The organism is Pseudomonas sp. DWP3-1-3b3 (assembly GCF_049896305.1).
Taxonomy (GTDB): domain Bacteria; phylum Pseudomonadota; class Gammaproteobacteria; order Pseudomonadales; family Pseudomonadaceae; genus Aquipseudomonas; species Aquipseudomonas azotoformans_A.
This window is the reverse complement of the sequence record NZ_JAFCUA010000007.1, coordinates 206,621-224,509: the sequence shown is the minus strand read 5'-3', so window position 1 is coordinate 224,509 and position 17,889 is coordinate 206,621. Positions and strand designations below refer to the sequence as shown.

Below are 17,889 nucleotides of genomic sequence, written 5' to 3'. Positions count from 1 at the left end.
CCAATCGGCTCGGTCAACCCACCATGCTTTTGGCGAATGCCGGTGCATAGGGCGGGCGTGCTTATAATGCGGGCGAGTCTTGAGGGGGAAGAACGGATGCTGTTACGTGGCCTGACCTGGCTGGTGCTGTTTCAACTGATCGGCACGGCGATCAATCATTTGCTGTTGCCGGTGCTGCCGGGGCCGATCATCGGCCTGCTGCTGATGCTGGGGTTCCTGATCTGGAAGGGCGAGGTCGGCGAGCCCTTGAGCCTGGCGGCCAGCAGCCTATTGCGTTACTTGCCGTTGCTGCTGGTGCCGCCAGCGGTAGGGGTGATGGTGTATGCCAAGGACATTGCCGCGGATTTCTGGGCAATTGTCGGCGCGCTGGTGCTGTCGCTGGTGATTGCCATGGGCTTCGTGGGCGTGTTGATGCAGCAGATGGTCAAGCGCAAGGAGAAGGATCAATGATCGTCGACTGGCAGGGCGCGTGGACGGCAGTCATTCATCACCCGCTATTCGGCATCGGCATCACCCTTGGCGCCTATCAACTGGTACTGGCAGGGTTCGAGAAAACCCGCTGGATCTTCCTGCAGCCGGTGCTGGTGTCCATGCTGCTGGTGATCGGCGTGCTGATCAGCTGTGGCCTGAGCTACGCCGAGTACCGCAAGAGCACCGAGATCATGGGCATCCTGCTTGGCCCGGCGACGGTGGCCCTGGCCGTGCCGCTTTACCTGAACCTGCGGCGCATTCGGCAATTGTTCTGGCCGATTTTTACTACGCTGGTGATAGGTGGGGTGCTCGCCACCGGCCTGTGTGTGCTGCTGGGTTGGTGGTTTGGTGCCGAGCACATGATGTTGATGACCATGGCGCCCAAGTCGGTGACCTCGCCAATTGCCATGCTGGTGGCCGAGCAGATCGGCGGCGTGGCGGCCCTGGCGGCGGTGTTTGTGCTGATCACCGGGGTGGTCGGCGCGATGATCGGCCCGGCCTATTTGTCGCGCCTGGGTGTGCACAGCCCCGAGGCGCGCGGCATGGCGCTGGGCATGACGGCCCACGCCGTCGGCACGTCGGTGGCCCTGCAGGAAAGCGAAGAATGCGGCGCCTTTGCAGCGCTGGCGATGAGTCTGATGGGCGTGGCCACGGCAGTGTTCCTGCCGCTGGCCGTGTCGGTGATCGTTTAAACCAGGTTTAAGGAAACCTTTATGAGTCTGGCGCTGTTCCCGCTCAATACCGTGCTGTTCCCTGGCTGCACCCTCGACCTGCAACTGTTCGAGGCGCGCTACCTGGACATGGTCGCCCGTTGCATGAAAAGGGGCGAAAGCTTCGGCGTGGTGTGCATTCTTGACGGCCAGGAGGTGGGCACGGCGCCGGATGGCTACGCATTGATCGGCTGTGAAGCGCTGATCCGCGACTTCAAGCAACAGGACAACGGCCTGCTGGGTATTCGCGTCGAAGGCGGGCGCCGGTTCCGTGTACGCGATGCCGGTGTGCAGAAGGATCAATTGTTGGTGGCTGATGTGCAGTGGCTCGAAGAGCTGCCGGACCAACCCTTGGAAGAGGAAGACGCCGATCTGCTGGCGCTGCTCCAGGCGTTGGCCGAGCACCCGATGGTGGCCTCGCTGGACATGGACGCCCACGCCGACGGCCAGCAAGCCTTGGGCAATCAGTTGGCGTATCTGCTGCCCTTTACCGAGGCCGATAAGATCGACCTGCTGCAACTCGACGACCCGCAACAGCGGCTGGACGCGATCCAGATGCTGCTCGACGAGTTGCAGGGCGAACTGTTCACTTAATAGGCATAGCGCAGCAGGGCGTGGGGCGTGCCGGTAAGCGCGATGAAGCTCAACACCGCGACCAGCGCCGGTAGCAACAGCCACCAGGTTTTTTGCGACATGGCCGGCAGCGGGCTGCGGTACTGGGTGATGCCCAGGCTGAACGCGCACACTGTCATTGCCAGCAGCGTGCCGGCCAGGATGTCCGTGGGCCAATGGGCGCCGAGGTAGACGCGCGATAGCGCAATGAACGCGGCAGGAATACAGCCCAGCAGCATCCAGGTCAGGCGCAACCGCACGGGTTGCCCGCGACCGGCCAGGATCGCCAGCGCCAGGAAAAACGCGAACGCACCGGACGCATGGCCGCTGGGCATGCTGAAACTGGTCAGTGGGTCTGTCAGGATTTCCGGGCGGCCACGTGCGAAAAACAACTTGGTCCCGGTGTTGATCACCGCAGCTCCGGCCAGCGTCGCGCCGACGAACACGGCATGGCGCCATTGTCGCGCCAGTAGCAACAGGCCAGTGAACACGGCGCTGGCGAAGAACATCTTCTTGAATTCGCCCAGTTGGGTGATGCGTACCATGACCTCGTCCAGCCACGGGCTGCGGTGTTCCTGCACCAGGGCGCTCAGGCCCTGGTCGAAGTCATTGAGGTGGGGGTAGCCGATAAACAAGGCGATCAATACGGTCAGGCTGGCGCAGCCGATCCACAAGGTGGCGCGACGATGGCCGCGCAGGCTGCTGTTCAAACTCAGGCCCACCACCACCGCGATACAGGCGGCAACGATGCCGGCTTCCGGCCAGAAACCTTCGGGCAATGGCAGGCGGAAAGCGGCGCCGGTCGCCCAGCCTGGCAGCAGATACGCCACGGACCAGCCCGCGGCCGCGACGATGCTGACAATCGCAAAGCGCGGGAAGGGCATATCGCACATCCCGGCCACCATCGGCAGCATGGGGCGCAGCGGGCCGATGAAACGGCCGACCAGCAGGCTGGCGATGCCGTACTTGTGGAAGTAGGTTTCGGCGCTGTTCATCCATTCCGGGTGGTGGCGCAAGCCGGGTAAACGCCGGATGTTCTGATGGAAATGTCGGCCCAGGAAGTAGGAAACCGCATCACCCAGCAAACCGCCGAGGAAGCCCAGCAACAACGTTTCGCTGAGTGACAGCGCACCGCTGCCGGCGAGGGCGGCAATGGCAAACAACAACACCGTGCCCGGCACGATCAACCCGGCGATGGCCAGGCACTCCACGCAGGCGACAATAAACACCGCGACCGCCAGCCATTCGGGGTTTAGCGTCAACCAGCCGGTAATGCTATCGAGCCATTGGCCCATACAATCCACTCCCTGCTCAAATCAAAAAATAATCGCGGCCTTCGACCTGGCCCCGACGCAGCGGGTTCCGCGTGCAATATGGCGCGTAGCCCGCATCGACGAAGCGGTACATCAGGTGTTCATCACGCCCGCTGGGGATGCCCAGGCGCGTGGTCTGGATGATCTGAATCGGGGTCTGGCCCACGTCTTCAACGTAGAGCCGTTCCTGATCGAAACGCTTGGCGTCCCACATCGGCACCTTCAACCCCAGGGCTTTGCACAGCAGGGTCTGGCCGGCGCAGAGTTTCTGCGTGGCGCGTGGGCTGCCGTCGGCATTCGGGTTGTTCAGCAGCATCTGCGCCAGGCTCGCCGGGCCGGATAATTCATCGACCCACGGATAGGCCGATTTGATCAACACGGCATTGCCCGGCCCATGGGCGCTGAAGTTCAGGGAATCGCCGCCACGGGCGTAATACATGTAGATATGGCCACCATCCAGAAACAAAGCCTTACGCTTTTCTGTGTAGCCCAATGAAGCATGGCTGCCTTTTTCGGCCACGTAATAGGCTTCGGTTTCAATAATTCGCGCTGAAAGCCAGATTTTTCCCACGCGATGACGGATGATTTTTCCGAGCAATGCCTGCGCAAGAATTTGCGCGTCACGGTCGAAGAAGCTGTCCGGCAGGGCGCTGGCGGGGAGTTGGGGCGATGGGCTGGGCATGGCAGTCAGGGGTAAATACGGCTAAATGTGACGGAATCATAACAACTCCCACCTTAATTACCGCTGAACCCCAGGTTTTTACAGTTCATTTCGACCATCCGCCCCTCACCGCTGTCAGTCGGGCGGCGTCACAGCTATAATCTGCCGCTTTCCTCCCTGCCAAGACTCCCTGACCATGACTGAGTCCGTTCTTGACTACATGACCCGCCTGGGTCGCGCTGCCCGTCAGGCCTCGCGGTTGATCGCCCGTGCGAGCACCGCGCAGAAGAACCGCGCCCTGCTGGCCGCCGCCGACGCTCTGGATGCTTCGCGCTCCGAGCTCACTGCCGCCAACGAGCAAGACCTGGCCAACGGCCGCGCCAATGGCCTGGAACCGGCCCTGCTGGACCGCCTGGCGCTGACCCCGGCACGTATCGACGACATGATCGAAGGCCTGCGTCAGGTGGCCAAGCTGCCTGACCCCATTGGTGAAATTCGCGATATGCGTTACCTGCCGTCCGGCATCCAGGTCGGCAAGATGCGCGTGCCCCTGGGCGTGATCGGCATCATTTATGAGTCGCGCCCGAACGTGACCATCGACGCCGCGAGCCTGTGCCTCAAGTCCGGCAATGCCACCATCCTGCGTGGCGGTTCCGAGGCGATCAATTCCAACCGCGCCATCGCCGCGTGCATCCAGCAGGGCCTGGCCGTGGCCGAGTTGCCCGCCGAAGTGGTGCAAGTGGTGGAAACCACCGACCGTGCCGCTGTGGGCGCGCTGATCACCATGCCGGAATTCGTCGACGTGATCGTGCCGCGCGGTGGCAAGAGCCTGATCGAGCGCGTCAGCCGTGATGCCAAGGTGCCGGTGATCAAGCACCTGGACGGCGTGTGCCATGTCTACATCGACATTGCCGCCGACATCGACAAAGCGATCCGCATCGCCGACAACGCCAAGACCCACCGTTACGCCCCGTGCAACACCATGGAAACCCTGCTGGTGCACGCAGGCATTGCCGAGCGCGTGCTGCCGCCGCTGGCTGCCATCTACCGGGACAAAGGTGTGGAATTGCGCGGTTGTGAGCGTACCCGTGCGCTATTGGGCGCGGACGTGATCGAGGCGACCGAACTGGATTGGTACACCGAATACACGGCGCCGATCCTGTCGATCAAGCTGGTCGACGATCTGGACGAAGCCATCGAACACATCAACACCTACGGCTCCAAGCACACCGACGCCATTGTCTCTGAGCATTTCAGCGATGCCCGGCGTTTCCTCAACGAAGTGGATTCCGCTTCGGTGATGATCAACGCCTCGACGCGTTTTGCCGACGGCTTCGAGTACGGCCTGGGGGCGGAGATCGGTATTTCCACCGACAAGCTCCACGCCCGTGGCCCGGTTGGCCTGGAAGGCCTGACCAGCGAGAAGTACGTGGTGTTCGGCGATGGTCATGTGCGCACTTGATGGGTAAACGCATCGGGTTGCTCGGCGGTACTTTCGACCCCGTGCACATCGGCCATTTGCGCAGCGCCCTGGAAGTCGCGGATGCCCTCGCGCTGGACGAGTTGCGCGTGATGCCCAACGCTCGGCCGCCCCATCGCGATACGCCGCAAGTGTCGCCGCAGCAGCGCCTGGAAATGGTACGCCTGGCGGTGGAGGGCATAACGCCGCTGGTGGTGGACGACCACGAGCTCAAGCGTGACAAACCGTCCTACACTGTCGATACCCTGGAAGTGATGCGCGCTGAAATGGCCGCAGATGACCAGTTGTTTCTGCTTTTGGGCTGGGACGCATTTTGCGGCCTGCCCTCTTGGCATCGCTGGGAGGAACTCCTCCAGCATTGCCACATCCTGGTTTTGCAACGCCCGGATGCCGACAGCGAACCGCCGGATGCCTTGCGCAACCTGCTGGCCGCGCGGTCGGTAAGTGACCCCTTGGCCCTGACCGGGCCGAACGGGAATATTGCATTCGTCTGGCAGACCCCGCTTGCGGTGTCCGCCACCCAGATCCGTCAACTGCTGGCCAGCGGTAAGTCGGTACGTTTCCTGGTGCCTGACGCGGTCCTGGCCTACATCGATGCGCACGGGCTTTACCGTGCGTCGAACTGAAAAGGCGCGCTTGAACGCACGAAATGTCGTGCAGCGAGCGCCCGAACATACGAGCAAAACGAGTTTTATATGACGAACAAAGACGTAAGCAAAGTTAAGCGCAAAGGCACCTTCAAAAGCGCCCCGCTGCCGGTAGAAGCCCACGTTGGCCCAGAGCTGGCTGGCGAAGAGCTGGTAAAAGTCGCCGTGGCTGCCCTGGAAGACGTTAAAGCCCAGGACATCCAGGTGCTGGACGTGCGCGACAAGCAGAGCATCACCGACTACATGATCATCGCCACCGGTACTTCGAACCGCCAGATCGGCGCGATGCTGGACAAGGTCCGCGAAGCTGTCAAAGCCCAAGGCGTCAAGCCACTGGGTGAAGAAGGCAAGGGCGACAGCGACTGGGTGCTGCTGGACATGGACGACGTGATCGTTCACATGATGACCTCCAATGCCCGTCAGTTCTACGACCTGGAGCGTCTGTGGAAAGGCGCCGAGCAGAGCCGTGCCGCCGATGGCAAGCACCACAGCCCGGAAGTGGGCCACGCGCACTTCGACAAGCTGAACAAAGACCAGGAATAAGGAACGGCTGTGCGCCTGCGTCTGATCGCTGTCGGTTCACGCATGCCCAAGTGGGTGGAAGAAGGCTGGCATGAGTATGCCAAACGTCTGCCCGCTGAGCTGTCGCTTGAGCTGGTGGAAATACCGCTTAACACCCGGGGCAAGAATGCCGATGTGGCGCGCTTTATCCGTCAGGAAGGCGAAGCCATGCTGGCCAAGGTCGGCCCCAACGAGCGCATCGTTACCCTTGAAGTGCACGGCAAACCCTGGAGCACCGAGCAGTTGGCGGTGGAACTGGATCGCTGGCGCCTGGATTCGCGCACCGTCAACTTCATGGTCGGCGGCCCCGAAGGGCTGGCGCCGGAGGTCTGTGCGCGGGCGGATCAGCGTTGGTCGCTGTCGGCGTTGACCTTGCCGCACCCGTTGGTACGGATTCTGATCGGTGAACAGCTGTATCGCGCCTGGACAGTTCTGTCCGGGCACCCTTACCACAAATAATCTGCGCCCCTCCCGATGACCCAGCCGATCCGCATCAAGGACCACGAGAAAGACGCACGTCTTGTACGCGCTCGCGTGGTGTTTGGCGCAATCATGGTGGTGGCGTTGTTGGGTGTGCTGATCGCGCGCCTGTATTTCTTGCAGGTGATCCAGTACGACTATCACTCCACCTTGTCGGAAAACAACCGGGTGCATGTGCAGCCGATTCCGCCAACCCGTGGGCTGATTTTCGACCGCAATGGCGTGGTGGTGGCGGATAACCGGCCCAGTTTCAGCCTGAGCATGACCCGCGAGCGCTCCGGTGACTGGCAGCAGATCCTCGATGTGATCGTCGAGGTGCTGCAACTGACGCCGGAAGACCGGGTGATCTTCGAGAAACGCATGAAGCAGGGGCGTCGGCCGTTTGAGCCGGTGCCAATCCTGTTTGAGCTGACCGAAGAACAGATCGCGCGGATCGCGGTGAACCAGTTCCGTTTGCCGGGTGTGGAAGTGGTGGCGCAGTTGGTGCGCCATTACCCGCAAGGGCCACACTTTGCTCACTCCGTCGGCTACATGGGGCGGATCAACGAGAAAGAGCTGAAGACCCTCGATCCGGTCAATTACAGCGGTACCCACCATATCGGCAAGACCGGCATCGAGCGTTTCTACGAGCCGGAGTTGCACGGCCAGGTCGGTTACGAAGAAGTCGAGACCAACGCCCGTGGCCGCGTGCTCCGGGTGCTCAAGCGTACCGACCCGGTACCGGGCAAGGACATCGTCCTGAGCCTGGACATCAAGTTGCAGGAAGCCGCCGAGATGGCCCTGGGTGGTCGTCGTGGCGCGGTGGTGGCGCTGGACCCGAAGACCGGCGAAGTGCTGGCGATGGTCAGCCAGCCCAGCTTTGACCCTAACCTGTTTGTGACTGGCATCAGCTTCAAGGCCTATGCCGAGTTGCGTGATTCCATCGACCGCCCGCTGTTCAACCGCGTACTGCGCGGCCTGTATCCGCCGGGGTCGACGATCAAACCGGCGGTGGCGATTGCGGGGTTGGACGCGGGTGTGGTCACAGCCTCCAGCCGGGTGTTCGATCCGGGCTATTACATGCTGCCCAACTACGATCACAAATACCGTAACTGGAACCGCACCGGTGACGGCTATGTCGACCTGGACACCGCGATCATGCGGTCCAACGACACCTATTTTTATGACCTGGCGCACAAGCTGGGGATCGACCGCTTGTCCACCTATATGGGCAAGTTCGGCCTCGGCCAGAAAGTCTCCCTGGACATGTTCGAGGAATCCCCCGGCCTGATGCCGTCGCGGGAGTGGAAGCGCGCGACCCGTCGCCAGGCGTGGTTCCCGGGTGAAACCCTGATCCTCGGCATCGGCCAAGGCTATATGCAGGCCACACCGCTGCAACTGGCCCAGGCCACGGCGCTGGTGGCCAACAAAGGCATCTGGAACCGTCCGCACCTGGCCAAGACCATCGAAGGTGAAAAACCGGTGGACGACAACCCGATCCCCGACATTGTGCTGCGCGACGCGTCGGACTGGACCAAGGTCAACCATGGCATGCAGCAAGTGATGCACGGCGCCCGTGGTACCGCACGCAAGGCAGCCGTTGGCGCGCAGTACCGCATTGCCGGCAAGAGCGGTACCGCCCAGGTCGTGGCGATCAAGCAGGGCGAGAAGTACGACCGCACCAAGGTCCAGGAACGCCACCGGGACCACGCCTTGTTTGTCGGCTTCGCGCCGGCGGATGACCCGAAAATCGTGGTCGCGGTGATGGTCGAGAACGGCGAGTCCGGCTCCGGCGTCGCGGCGCCGGTGGTGCGCCAAGTGATGGACGCCTGGCTGTTGGCCGACGACGGCAGGCTCAAGCCCGAATATGGCGGCCCCCCTTCAAGCACTGAGGTTACGGCCCGTGAAGAGTAATTTTGACCGCATCCTCTCCAGCGAAGATGTGATGCGTCGCCGTGCGACGTTGCTGCAACGCATGCACATTGATGGCCCGTTGCTGATCCTGCTGCTGACCCTGGCGGCCGGCAGCCTGTTCGTCCTGTATTCGGCCAGCGGCAAGAACTGGGACCTGCTGATCAAGCAAGCCTCCTCGTTCGGTCTGGGCCTGCTGTCGATGGTGGTGATTGCCCAGCTTGAGCCGCGCTTCATGGCGCGGTGGGTGCCCTTGGGCTATGTGGCAGGCGTATTGCTGCTGGTGGTGGTGGATGTGATGGGTCACAACGCCATGGGCGCGACCCGCTGGATCAACATTCCGGGGGTGATTCGCTTCCAGCCGTCGGAATTCATGAAGATCCTGATGCCGGCGACCATCGCCTGGTATTTGTCCAAGCGCACCTTGCCGCCGCAACTCAAACACGTGGGCGTCAGCCTGATCCTGATCGGCATACCCTTCATCCTGATCGTGCGCCAGCCGGACCTCGGCACCTCGCTGCTGATCCTGGCGGGCGGTGCGTTCGTACTGTTCATGGGCGGTCTGCGCTGGCGCTGGATCCTCAGCGTACTGGCCGCCGCCGTGCCCGTGGCCATCGCCATGTGGTTCTTCTTTATGCACGACTACCAGAAGCAGCGGATCCTCACCTTCCTTGACCCGGAAAGCGACCCGCTGGGCACCGGCTGGAACATCATCCAGTCCAAGGCGGCCATCGGTTCTGGTGGAGTATTTGGTAAGGGTTGGTTACTGGGCACCCAGTCGCATCTGGACTTTTTGCCTGAGAGCCACACCGACTTCATCATTGCGGTGATGGGCGAAGAGTTCGGCCTGGTGGGCATTTGCGCGCTGTTGCTGATCTATTTGCTGTTGATTGGTCGCGGCCTGGTGATCACTGCGCAAGCGCAGACACTATTCGGCAAATTGCTGGCCGGTGCCTTGACCATGACTTTTTTTGTTTACGTTTTCGTCAACATCGGTATGGTCAGTGGCCTGTTGCCGGTGGTTGGGGTGCCGTTGCCGTTCATTAGCTATGGCGGAACTTCGCTGGTGACATTGCTGTCAGCGTTTGGGGTTTTGATGTCGATCCATACGCATCGCAAATGGATCGCGCAGGTTTGAATAAGGTGAAGATGTCAATGCAAGTAATGCGCGGCTGGGCGACTCGGCACGCGTCCTGGATGGGCCTGATTGGCCTGCTGGGCGCAACGCAAGAGGCGCAGGCCGGTGACTACGATGGTTCACCCCAGGTCGCCGAGTTTGTCGGTGAAATGACCCGCGACTATGGTTTCGCCGGTGAGCAACTGATGGGCGTGTTCCGCGAGGCCCAGAAAAAGCAGGCGATCCTCGACGCCATCTCCCGCCCTGCCGAACGGGTGAAACAGTGGAAGGAATACCGCCCGATGTTCCTCACCGACGCCCGCGTGGCACGGGGTGTGGACTTCTGGCGCCAGCACGAAGCGGTACTGGCCCGTGCCGAACAGGAATACGGCGTACCGGCCCAGGTGATCGTCTCGATCATTGGCATCGAAACCTTTTACGGGCGCAATACCGGCAGTTATCGGGTGATCGACGCCTTGTCGACCCTGGGCTTCGATTACCCGCCACGCGCCGACTTCTTCCGCAAGGAACTGCGCGAATTCCTGCTGTTGGCCCGCGAAGAGCAGGTCGACCCGCTGACCCTAAAAGGCTCCTACGCCGGAGCGATGGGCTTGCCGCAGTTCATGCCGAGCAGCTTCCGCGCCTATGCAGTGGATTTTGACGGCGACGGGCATATCAATATCTGGAGCAACCCAGACGATGCTATTGGCAGCGTGGCCAGCTACTTCAAGCGCCACGGCTGGGTAGCCGGCGAGCCGGTGGTGATCCGCGCCGATGTCACTGGTGACCGCGCCGATGAAGGCCTGACCCAGGGCATCGAGCCGGCCAAGACGGTCGGGGAGTTGCGGGCGCTGGGCTGGTCGAGTCAGAATGCGCTGCCGGATGATATGCCGGTCACGGCGTTCCGCCTTGAAGGCGAAAACGGCCCGGAATACTGGATGGGCCTGAAGAATTTCTACGCAATCACGCGTTATAACCGCAGTGTGATGTACGCCATGGCCGTGCATCAGCTGTCAGACATGCTGGTCCAAGCACGGGGCAACAAGTAATGCGGGCATCGCCGTTCAATCAACCGCTCAAGCTGGTGGCGTTCGCCGCGTTGTCCCTGCTGGTCGTCAGTTGCTCCACCAGCCGTGGCCCGGCGCAGAAGTCCGGGGGGGCGGTCGTCCGTTCCCAGCCGGGCCTGGACATCAACCGCGCACACAAGGACGGCGCGCCTTGGTGGGACGTCGACGTGTCGAAGATCCCGGATGCCACGCCGACCCTGCACACCGGTCCATACAAGGCCAACCCCTATACCGTGCTGGGCAAGAGCTACTTCCCGCTGCAGGAATCCAAGACCTACGTGCAGTCGGGCACGGCGTCCTGGTATGGCACCAAATTCCACGGCCAGAACACCGCCAACGGCGAAGTGTATGACCTGTACGGCATGAGCGCCGCGCACAAGACCTTGCCGCTGCCCAGCTATGTCCGTGTGACCAACCTGGACAACAACCGCACAGTGATCCTGCGTGTGAACGACCGTGGCCCGTTCTACTCGGACCGCATCATCGACTTGTCCTACGCTGCCGCGAAGAAACTCGGTTACGCCGAAACCGGCACCGCACGCGTGAAGGTCGAAGGTATCGACCCGGCGCAGTACTGGGCCCAGCGTGGCAAACCCGCGCCGTTGATGCTCAACGAGCCGCAAACCCAGCAGCCGCAAGTGACCGCCTCTACCGGCAAGATCGAGCAGTGGACGCCGCCACCGGCACAGCACGCGCCTGACACGGTGGTCGTGCCCCATGCCGCGCCTGGCGCTTCGATGGCCGGCGGGCAATACCTGCAGGTCGGCGCTTTCGCCAACCCGGATGCGGCAGAACTGTTAAGGTCCAAGCTCAGTGGCATGGTCAACGCGCCGGTGTTCATCAGCTCCATCGTGCGTAACCAGCAGACATTGCACCGTGTGCGCATGGGCCCGATCGGATCGCCGAGCGAAGTGGCACAAGTACAGAACAGCGTACGCATGGCCAACCTGGGGCAACCCAGCGTGGTCACTGCCGAATAATAGAGAATTGATGGTTCAGGCTCGTGCGCGGGCTCGAACCCTGGTTGTTGGCTCGTTGAACAATAAAAACCCAGGGGCAAGGGGTGAGCGGGCAACCGAACACGCGACAGTCTGGCAACGGGCTGTCTGAATAAGTTTTGCCCGCGAGGGCAAGTTTCCATAAGCAATTTCGAGAGACGGATGAACATCACCACCTTAGCCAAACGCACGTGCCTGCTTCTTTCGCTGATCATCACCCCGGCCGCCTGGGCCGTTGAAATGGTGCCGGCTTCCCCGCAACTGGCCGCCAAGTCCTGGGTCCTCATGGATGCCGCCAGTGGCAACGTGCTGGTCGAGAGCAACGGTGACCAGCGCCTGCCGCCGGCCAGCCTGACCAAACTGATGACCGCCTACATCGCGACCCTGGAAATCCGTCGCGGCCAGATCGGCGAAAACGACCCGGTCACCGTCAGCGAAAACGCCTGGCGTACCGGCGGTTCGCGGATGTTCATCAAGGTCGGCTCGCAAGTCACTGTGAGCGACCTGCTGCACGGCATCATCATCCAGTCGGGTAACGACGCCAGTGTTGCCCTGTCCGAGCACATCGCCGGCAGCGAAGACGCGTTCGCCGACATGATGAACAAAACCGTGGCCGACCTGGGCATGACCAACAGCCACTTCATGAACCCGACCGGTCTGCCGAACCCAGAGCACTACTCGTCGGCTCACGACATGGCGATCCTGGCACGCGCGATCATCCGCGTTGACCCGGTGCACTACGCGATCTACTCCCAGAAGGAATTCTTCTGGAACAACATCAAGCAGCCTAACCGCAACCTGCTGCTGTGGCGCGACAAGACCGTCGACGGTCTGAAAACCGGCCACACCGACGAAGCCGGCTACTGCATGGTGTCGTCTGCTGTGCGTGACGGCCAACGCCTGATCGCCGTGGTCTTCGGCACCAATAGCGAGCAGGCCCGTGCGGCCGAGACGCAAAAACTGCTGACCTACGGTTTCCGCTTCTTCGAAACCCAGACCTTCTACCAGAAGGGTGCTGAACTGGCGACCGCGCCGGTGTGGAAAGGCGCGACCTCCCAGGTCAAAGCCGGCCTGGCCGAAGACCTGACCCTGACCATGCCTAAAGGCCAGCTGAAAAAGCTCGCGGCGAGCATGACCATGAACCCGCAATTGGTTGCTCCAATCGCCAAGGGTGATGTGATCGGCAAGGTCGAAGTGAAGCTGGACGACAAGGTGGTGCACAGCGCCGACCTGATCGCGCTGGACGCCGTCGACGAAGGTGGTATCTTCCGCCGCGTCTGGGATAGCATCCGTCTATTCTTCTACAGCTTGTTCAACTGATAGTGTGCACCTGCAAAGCCCCGTGTTGATCCGACGCGGGGCTTTGCCCGTCGCCACGGCTTACGCTTACGAGGCCGTTACGCCATGACCGATAAAGAAGTAAAGGCGCCAAAGATCGAATTCCCGGTGGTGGACTATCCCATCAAGGTAATCAGCGATACCGGTGTCGGCCGTAAAGACCTGATCCTCGAGATCGTGCGCAAGCACGCAACGATCAACGATCAGCGCGTGGACGAGCGATCCAGCTCGACCGGCAAATACACCACGATCCAGTTGCACATCGTTGCGATTGATCAAGACCAGCTCTACAACATCAACAGCGAACTGCGGGCCACCGGCTTCGTGCATATGGTGTTGTGATGTCTCAAATCCTGGGCTTTCGCGAGCTCGGCCGGATGGACTATGAGCCCGTCTGGCACGCCATGCAGCGGTTCACCAATGAACGCGGCACGTTGGCCCCCGATGAAATCTGGCTGGTGGAACACCCGCCGGTCTTCACCCAGGGCCAGGCCGGCAAGGCTGAGCATCTGCTGCTGCCGGGGGATATTCCGGTGGTGCAGGTCGACCGAGGTGGCCAAGTGACTTACCATGGCCCTGGACAACTTGTCGCATACCTCTTGCTGGACGTGCGCAAGCTGGGGTTTGGCGTGCGTGACCTCGTTAGTCGCATGGAGACTTGCCTGATCGAGCTGTTGGCCAGTTACGGCGTGACCGCTGCGGCCAAGCCCGATGCACCGGGTGTGTATGTCGACGGCGCGAAAATCGCTTCCCTGGGGCTGCGGATTCGCCATGGTTGTTCCTTCCATGGCCTGGCCCTGAACGTGGACATGGATCTGGCACCGTTCCGGCGGATCAACCCGTGTGGCTATGCCGGGTTGGCGATGACGCAACTGAGTGACCATGCTTCACCGATTAAATTTGCCGAGGTGAGTGCCCGGCTGCGTGCGCAGCTCGTCAAACACCTCGACTATGCTGAGCAGACGACCCTTACGGGCGGAATCGACTGATTATGACTACTGATGCAGTGCAAACCATGATCCCGACGGTGGACGTTACCGACCGTCCGGCCCCGGCCCCGCGTGCCAAGGTGGAAGCCGGCGTCAAGCTGCGCGGCGCCGAGAAGGTTGCACGCATCCCGGTGAAGATCATTCCGACCACCGAACTGCCGAAGAAACCCGACTGGATCCGCGTGCGCATCCCGGTTTCGCCGGAAGTCGACCGTATCAAGGCCCTGCTGCGCAAACACAAGCTGCACAGCGTGTGCGAAGAAGCGTCCTGCCCGAACCTGGGTGAGTGCTTCTCCGGCGGCACTGCGACCTTCATGATCATGGGTGACATCTGCACCCGTCGTTGCCCGTTCTGCGACGTCGGCCACGGCCGTCCGAAGCCACTGGACGTCAACGAGCCGGAAAGCCTGGCCATTGCCATCGCCGACCTGCGCCTCAAGTACGTGGTGATCACTTCGGTAGACCGCGACGACCTGCGTGACGGCGGTGCCCAGCACTTTGCCGACTGCATTCGCGAGATCCGCAAGCTGTCGCCGAACGTGATGCTCGAAACCCTGGTGCCGGACTACCGTGGCCGCATGGACGTGGCGCTGGAAATCACCGCCGCCGAGCCACCGGATGTGTTCAACCACAACCTGGAAACCGTGCCGCGCCTGTACAAGGCTGCGCGTCCGGGTTCGGACTATCAGTGGTCGCTGACCCTGCTGCAGAAATTCAAGCAGATGATGCCGCACATCCCGACCAAATCCGGCCTGATGCTGGGCTTGGGCGAGACCGACGAAGAAGTGATCGAAGTCATGAAGCGCATGCGCGAACACGACATCGACATGCTGACCCTGGGCCAGTACCTGCAACCGTCCCGCAGCCACTTGCCGGTGCAGCGTTTCGTGCACCCGGACACCTTCGCCTGGTTCGCCGAGGAAGGTTACAAGATGGGCTTCAAGAACGTGGCGTCGGGCCCGTTGGTGCGTTCCTCGTACCATGCGGACGAGCAGGCCAAGCTGGTCAAGGCGAGCTTGGTTTCGTAATACAGACCTGGATAACACCGCTGGTCCAATGTGGGAGCGGGCTTGCTCGCGAAAGCGGAGTGTCAGTCACTGGATCAGTTGACTGAAACACCGCTTTCACGAGCAAGCCCGCTCCCACATTTGGTTCCGCGTCAGCCAAGGAGAGTTGTGGATGAGCATTGCCGTACCTGCCTTGCGACCCGAAGGCACCATCGCCTTGATCGCCCCCGCCGGCCCCGCCACCCTGGACGTGGAAAAAGCCGGTCAATGGATGCGCGCTCGCGGCTACGACCTGCGAATCTTCCCCGGCGTCTATGAGCGCGACGGCTACCTTGCCGGTAGCGATAAAACCCGTCTCAACGACCTGCACAACGCCTTTGCCAACCCTGACATCGACGCCATTTTCTGCCTGCGCGGCGGTTACGGCACGCCACGCCTGCTCGATAGCCTGGACTTTGACCTGCTGCGCGCCAACCCCAAGCCCTTCGTAGGCTACAGCGACATCACCGCGTTGCACCTGGCCATCAGCCGCTACGCCGGTTTTGTGACCTTCCACGGTCCGATGTTCAACGCCGACCTGTTGGGTGACAAGCAACAACCTACCGAGTCTTCACTGTTCAGCCTGTTGCGCGGCCAATTGGGCGCTGGCAGCGTGCTGGCGCACCCGGCAGCCTATCCGCTGACCACCATCGAACCTGGCATCGCCTGTGGACGCCTGTTGGGTGGCAACCTGTCGATGATCGCGGCGGTCATGGGCACGCCTTTTGAGATCGACGCTGAAGGCATCATTCTGCTGATCGAAGACGTCAACGAGCCGATCTACCGCATCGACCGCCTGCTGACGCACCTGCGTTTGGCCGGCAAGTTGGCGCAGGTTGCCGGCGTGCTGGTGGGGGATGTGGCGGGCGTGGATGGCGTTGCGCTGGAGCGGCTGCTCAAGCAGACCTTCGAACCGTTGCGCATTCCGGTGTTGTCCGGCTGGCGCAGTGGGCATTGCGATCCGAACCTGACGCTGCCGATGGGCGCGTTGGTGCGGTTGGATGCGGGGGAGCAGCGGTTGGTGTTGGAGCAGGATGTGGTCTTTAAATAGCTGTTGCCTGTGATGCCGCTTTCGCGAGCAAGCCCGCTCCCACATTCAACCGAGTTCCAACTTTGGAATGCAGTCAAATGTGGGAGCGGGCTTGCTCGCGAAGACGGTAGTCGCCATACGCAAATCTAACGGTTTTGCAGCGACTCCAGCAACTTCACCGTCGGATACCCATCCGCCGGCCAGCCCAGCGCTTGCTGCGCCGCACGAATCGCCTTGCGCGTATTGGCGCCGATAATCCCGTCCGGGTTGCCCGCGTCGTAGCCATTGGCGCTCAAGGCCGTCTGCAAGTCGATGCGCTGCGAGCGGCTCAATGGCAGCTCATCCTTCGGCCAATCGCCACGAATCACGCCACCACCACCGAAGCGTTCCGACAACAAGCCGACCGCCAGTGCGTAGGACGATGAGTTGTTGTATTTGAGGATCGCGCGGAAGTTATCCAGCACCAGGAACGCGGGGCCACGGTAACCGGCCGGCAATAGCAGGGCGGCGGACAGTTGGTCGACATTTGGCGGCATGCTTGCACCAAAGGGCAACTGGATACCGAGTTTCATCCACTCGGCAACCGTCTTGCGTACACCACCATCGGCCAGGGCGTAATCAAAGTTCGCCGGCAGTTGTTTCACCTCGAAACCCCACGGCTGGCCTTTCTGCCAGCCGGAGCTTTGCAGGTAGTGCGCGGTGGAGGCGAGGGCGTCGGCCGGGCTGTTCCAGATATCGCGGCGACCGTCGCCATCGAAGTCCACGGCGTGGGTGTTGTAGGTGGTCGGGATAAACTGGGTCTGGCCCATGGCGCCCGCCCAGGAGCCTTTCATCTGGTCGGCCTGGATGTCGCCGTGCTGGATGATCTGCAACGCGGCCAGCAATTGCGCCTGGGCGAATGCCGGGCGACGCCCTTCGTAAGCCAGGGTCGCGAGGGAGCGGATCACCGAGTTATTGCCCTGGAACTGGCCGAAGTTGCTCTCCATGCCCCAGACCGACACCAATGCCTGGCGGTCGACGCCATAACGTTGTTCGATGCTCTGCAGGATGTCAGCGTACTTGATCAACAGCGCCTGGCCATTGCGTACGCGCAGGGGCGAGAGGGCGCCGTCGAGGTATTCCCACACTGGGCGGGAAAACTCCGGCTGGCTGCGGTCGGCGCGGATGACCGCCATGTCGGGGGTGACGTTGGCGAACGCGTTGTCGAACACGGCGGCAGTGATGCCGGCCTGCAGGGCTTGCACACGGAAGCCCGCCTGCCATTCGGCGAAGGTCTGGGTCGGTTGGATATCCAGATTGTCCACAGCCAGCGGGGCCACGACAGCGGGCGCTACCACGGGGGCGGTCTGGAGCTTGGGCAGGGGTTGAGCGTCGGCGGCGGTGGGTTTTTCCGCGCAGGCGACGAGCAGAATGAGGCTGGAGGCAGCGATCAATTGGCGAAGGTGCCAACGACGGGAAAGACTAGAGGGCATGCACAGG

At 61.9% G+C, this 17,889-nt stretch carries 19 protein-coding genes; 16 read left to right on the top strand and 3 right to left on the bottom strand.

The window, feature by feature from the left end; all coding sequences use genetic code 11:
* Positions 1 to 96: 96 nt before the first annotated feature.
* The 3 genes from ACP7BX_RS21900 to ACP7BX_RS21890 are packed head-to-tail and all read left to right on the top strand — an operon-like array spanning position 97 to position 1,775.
* Positions 97 to 450: a CidA/LrgA family protein gene (locus ACP7BX_RS21900; RefSeq protein WP_016978575.1), complete on the top strand. Its 354-nt coding sequence runs from the start codon at positions 97 to 99 to the stop codon at positions 448 to 450.
* Complete coding sequence (locus tag ACP7BX_RS21895) at positions 447 to 1,163, top strand: LrgB family protein (protein ID WP_061434303.1); 717 nt, start codon at positions 447 to 449, stop codon at positions 1,161 to 1,163. The genes ACP7BX_RS21900 and ACP7BX_RS21895 overlap by 4 nt, the downstream gene beginning before the upstream one ends.
* 21 nt (positions 1,164 to 1,184) lie before the next feature.
* Positions 1,185 to 1,775 (top strand): LON peptidase substrate-binding domain-containing protein, encoded by a 591-nt coding sequence (locus ACP7BX_RS21890; RefSeq protein WP_314535221.1) that lies wholly within the window; start codon positions 1,185 to 1,187, stop codon positions 1,773 to 1,775.
* Here ACP7BX_RS21890 and ACP7BX_RS21885 read toward each other — a convergent pair.
* Together ACP7BX_RS21885 and ACP7BX_RS21880 are read right to left on the bottom strand one after the other, a co-directional pair.
* Positions 1,772 to 3,088, bottom strand: coding sequence for a bifunctional DedA family/phosphatase PAP2 family protein (locus ACP7BX_RS21885; protein WP_177059117.1), 1,317 nt, complete (start codon positions 3,086 to 3,088; stop codon positions 1,772 to 1,774). The two genes, ACP7BX_RS21890 and ACP7BX_RS21885, sit on opposite strands and share 4 nt — an antisense overlap.
* 16 nt (positions 3,089 to 3,104) lie before the next feature.
* The gene (locus ACP7BX_RS21880) at positions 3,105 to 3,788 is read right to left on the bottom strand and encodes a DNA-3-methyladenine glycosylase (RefSeq protein WP_426129896.1); all 684 of its coding nucleotides are present in this window, start codon (positions 3,786 to 3,788) and stop codon (positions 3,105 to 3,107) included.
* Positions 3,789 to 3,963: 175 nt separating this feature from the next.
* Between ACP7BX_RS21880 and ACP7BX_RS21875 the strand changes: the two genes are divergently transcribed.
* The 13 genes from ACP7BX_RS21875 (at position 3,964) to ACP7BX_RS21815 (ending at position 16,431) form a co-directional block, all read left to right on the top strand.
* Positions 3,964 to 5,229 carry a glutamate-5-semialdehyde dehydrogenase gene (locus ACP7BX_RS21875; RefSeq protein WP_038847496.1) on the top strand — a complete coding sequence of 422 codons (1,266 nt, stop codon included), beginning with the start codon at positions 3,964 to 3,966 and terminating at the stop codon, positions 5,227 to 5,229.
* Positions 5,229 to 5,873 (top strand): nicotinate-nucleotide adenylyltransferase, encoded by a 645-nt coding sequence (gene nadD / locus ACP7BX_RS21870; protein ID WP_033896435.1) that lies wholly within the window; start codon positions 5,229 to 5,231, stop codon positions 5,871 to 5,873. The genes ACP7BX_RS21875 and nadD overlap by 1 nt, the downstream gene beginning before the upstream one ends.
* Before the next feature lie 69 nt (positions 5,874 to 5,942).
* On the top strand, positions 5,943 to 6,437 hold the full coding sequence (gene rsfS, locus ACP7BX_RS21865; protein ID WP_003237041.1) for a ribosome silencing factor: 495 nt from the start codon (positions 5,943 to 5,945) through the stop codon (positions 6,435 to 6,437).
* A 9-nt stretch (positions 6,438 to 6,446) separates the two neighbouring features.
* On the top strand, positions 6,447 to 6,914 hold the full coding sequence (gene rlmH, locus ACP7BX_RS21860) for a 23S rRNA (pseudouridine(1915)-N(3))-methyltransferase RlmH (RefSeq protein WP_003176297.1): 468 nt from the start codon (positions 6,447 to 6,449) through the stop codon (positions 6,912 to 6,914).
* A gap of 15 nt (positions 6,915 to 6,929) precedes the next feature.
* Positions 6,930 to 8,828, top strand: a complete 1,899-nt coding sequence (gene mrdA / locus ACP7BX_RS21855) for a penicillin-binding protein 2 (RefSeq protein WP_033896437.1) — start codon at positions 6,930 to 6,932, stop codon at positions 8,826 to 8,828.
* Positions 8,829 to 8,859: 31 nt separating this feature from the next.
* The gene (gene rodA, locus ACP7BX_RS21850) at positions 8,860 to 9,963 is read left to right on the top strand and encodes a rod shape-determining protein RodA (protein ID WP_314535250.1); all 1,104 of its coding nucleotides are present in this window, start codon (positions 8,860 to 8,862) and stop codon (positions 9,961 to 9,963) included.
* Between the two features lie 17 nt (positions 9,964 to 9,980).
* Positions 9,981 to 10,991 carry a lytic murein transglycosylase B gene (gene mltB, locus ACP7BX_RS21845; protein ID WP_010206788.1) on the top strand — a complete coding sequence of 337 codons (1,011 nt, stop codon included), beginning with the start codon at positions 9,981 to 9,983 and terminating at the stop codon, positions 10,989 to 10,991.
* The gene (locus ACP7BX_RS21840; RefSeq protein WP_033896438.1) at positions 10,991 to 11,989 is read left to right on the top strand and encodes a septal ring lytic transglycosylase RlpA family protein; all 999 of its coding nucleotides are present in this window, start codon (positions 10,991 to 10,993) and stop codon (positions 11,987 to 11,989) included. The genes mltB and ACP7BX_RS21840 overlap by 1 nt, the downstream gene beginning before the upstream one ends.
* A gap of 180 nt (positions 11,990 to 12,169) precedes the next feature.
* Entirely contained in the window at positions 12,170 to 13,327 is a 1,158-nt protein-coding gene (locus ACP7BX_RS21835) for a D-alanyl-D-alanine carboxypeptidase family protein (RefSeq protein WP_033896439.1), read from the top strand.
* Positions 13,328 to 13,411: 84 nt separating this feature from the next.
* A complete protein-coding gene (locus ACP7BX_RS21830) occupies positions 13,412 to 13,687 on the top strand; it encodes a DUF493 domain-containing protein (RefSeq protein WP_010206784.1) in 276 nt (91 codons plus the stop codon).
* Positions 13,687 to 14,334, top strand: a complete 648-nt coding sequence (gene lipB, locus ACP7BX_RS21825; RefSeq protein ID WP_426129901.1) for a lipoyl(octanoyl) transferase LipB — start codon at positions 13,687 to 13,689, stop codon at positions 14,332 to 14,334. Before ACP7BX_RS21830 ends, lipB begins: the two co-directional genes overlap by 1 nt.
* Positions 14,335 to 14,360: 26 nt before the next feature.
* The gene (gene lipA, locus ACP7BX_RS21820; protein WP_017735632.1) at positions 14,361 to 15,362 is read left to right on the top strand and encodes a lipoyl synthase; all 1,002 of its coding nucleotides are present in this window, start codon (positions 14,361 to 14,363) and stop codon (positions 15,360 to 15,362) included.
* A 151-nt stretch (positions 15,363 to 15,513) separates the two neighbouring features.
* The gene (locus tag ACP7BX_RS21815; protein WP_426129903.1) at positions 15,514 to 16,431 is read left to right on the top strand and encodes a S66 peptidase family protein; all 918 of its coding nucleotides are present in this window, start codon (positions 15,514 to 15,516) and stop codon (positions 16,429 to 16,431) included.
* 125 nt (positions 16,432 to 16,556) lie between these two features.
* Here the strand turns inward: ACP7BX_RS21815 and ACP7BX_RS21810 are convergent, their stop codons facing one another.
* Positions 16,557 to 17,882, bottom strand: coding sequence for a lytic murein transglycosylase (locus tag ACP7BX_RS21810; RefSeq protein WP_033896442.1), 1,326 nt, complete (start codon positions 17,880 to 17,882; stop codon positions 16,557 to 16,559).
* Positions 17,883 to 17,889 lie beyond the last annotated feature (7 nt).

What these genes read in the sequence shown, in the direction of transcription:
- ACP7BX_RS21815 (WP_426129903.1), top strand. Translation starts at nt 15,514, where the DNA reads ATGAGCATTGCCGTACCTGCCTTGCGACCCGAAGGCACCATCGCCTTG.
- ACP7BX_RS21880 (WP_426129896.1), bottom strand. Translation starts at nt 3,788, where the DNA reads ATGCCCAGCCCATCGCCCCAACTCCCCGCCAGCGCCCTGCCGGACAGC.
- lipB (WP_426129901.1), top strand. Translation starts at nt 13,687, where the DNA reads ATGTCTCAAATCCTGGGCTTTCGCGAGCTCGGCCGGATGGACTATGAG.
- ACP7BX_RS21900 (WP_016978575.1), top strand. Translation starts at nt 97, where the DNA reads ATGCTGTTACGTGGCCTGACCTGGCTGGTGCTGTTTCAACTGATCGGC.
- ACP7BX_RS21885 (WP_177059117.1), bottom strand. Translation starts at nt 3,088, where the DNA reads ATGGGCCAATGGCTCGATAGCATTACCGGCTGGTTGACGCTAAACCCC.
- ACP7BX_RS21840 (WP_033896438.1), top strand. Translation starts at nt 10,991, where the DNA reads ATGCGGGCATCGCCGTTCAATCAACCGCTCAAGCTGGTGGCGTTCGCC.
- ACP7BX_RS21890 (WP_314535221.1), top strand. Translation starts at nt 1,185, where the DNA reads ATGAGTCTGGCGCTGTTCCCGCTCAATACCGTGCTGTTCCCTGGCTGC.
- ACP7BX_RS21835 (WP_033896439.1), top strand. Translation starts at nt 12,170, where the DNA reads ATGAACATCACCACCTTAGCCAAACGCACGTGCCTGCTTCTTTCGCTG.
- ACP7BX_RS21875 (WP_038847496.1), top strand. Translation starts at nt 3,964, where the DNA reads ATGACTGAGTCCGTTCTTGACTACATGACCCGCCTGGGTCGCGCTGCC.
- mrdA (WP_033896437.1), top strand. Translation starts at nt 6,930, where the DNA reads ATGACCCAGCCGATCCGCATCAAGGACCACGAGAAAGACGCACGTCTT.
- ACP7BX_RS21810 (WP_033896442.1), bottom strand. Translation starts at nt 17,882, where the DNA reads ATGCCCTCTAGTCTTTCCCGTCGTTGGCACCTTCGCCAATTGATCGCT.
- ACP7BX_RS21895 (WP_061434303.1), top strand. Translation starts at nt 447, where the DNA reads ATGATCGTCGACTGGCAGGGCGCGTGGACGGCAGTCATTCATCACCCG.
- nadD (WP_033896435.1), top strand. Translation starts at nt 5,229, where the DNA reads ATGGGTAAACGCATCGGGTTGCTCGGCGGTACTTTCGACCCCGTGCAC.
- mltB (WP_010206788.1), top strand. Translation starts at nt 9,981, where the DNA reads ATGCAAGTAATGCGCGGCTGGGCGACTCGGCACGCGTCCTGGATGGGC.
- lipA (WP_017735632.1), top strand. Translation starts at nt 14,361, where the DNA reads ATGATCCCGACGGTGGACGTTACCGACCGTCCGGCCCCGGCCCCGCGT.
- rodA (WP_314535250.1), top strand. Translation starts at nt 8,860, where the DNA reads ATGCGTCGCCGTGCGACGTTGCTGCAACGCATGCACATTGATGGCCCG.
- rsfS (WP_003237041.1), top strand. Translation starts at nt 5,943, where the DNA reads ATGACGAACAAAGACGTAAGCAAAGTTAAGCGCAAAGGCACCTTCAAA.
- ACP7BX_RS21830 (WP_010206784.1), top strand. Translation starts at nt 13,412, where the DNA reads ATGACCGATAAAGAAGTAAAGGCGCCAAAGATCGAATTCCCGGTGGTG.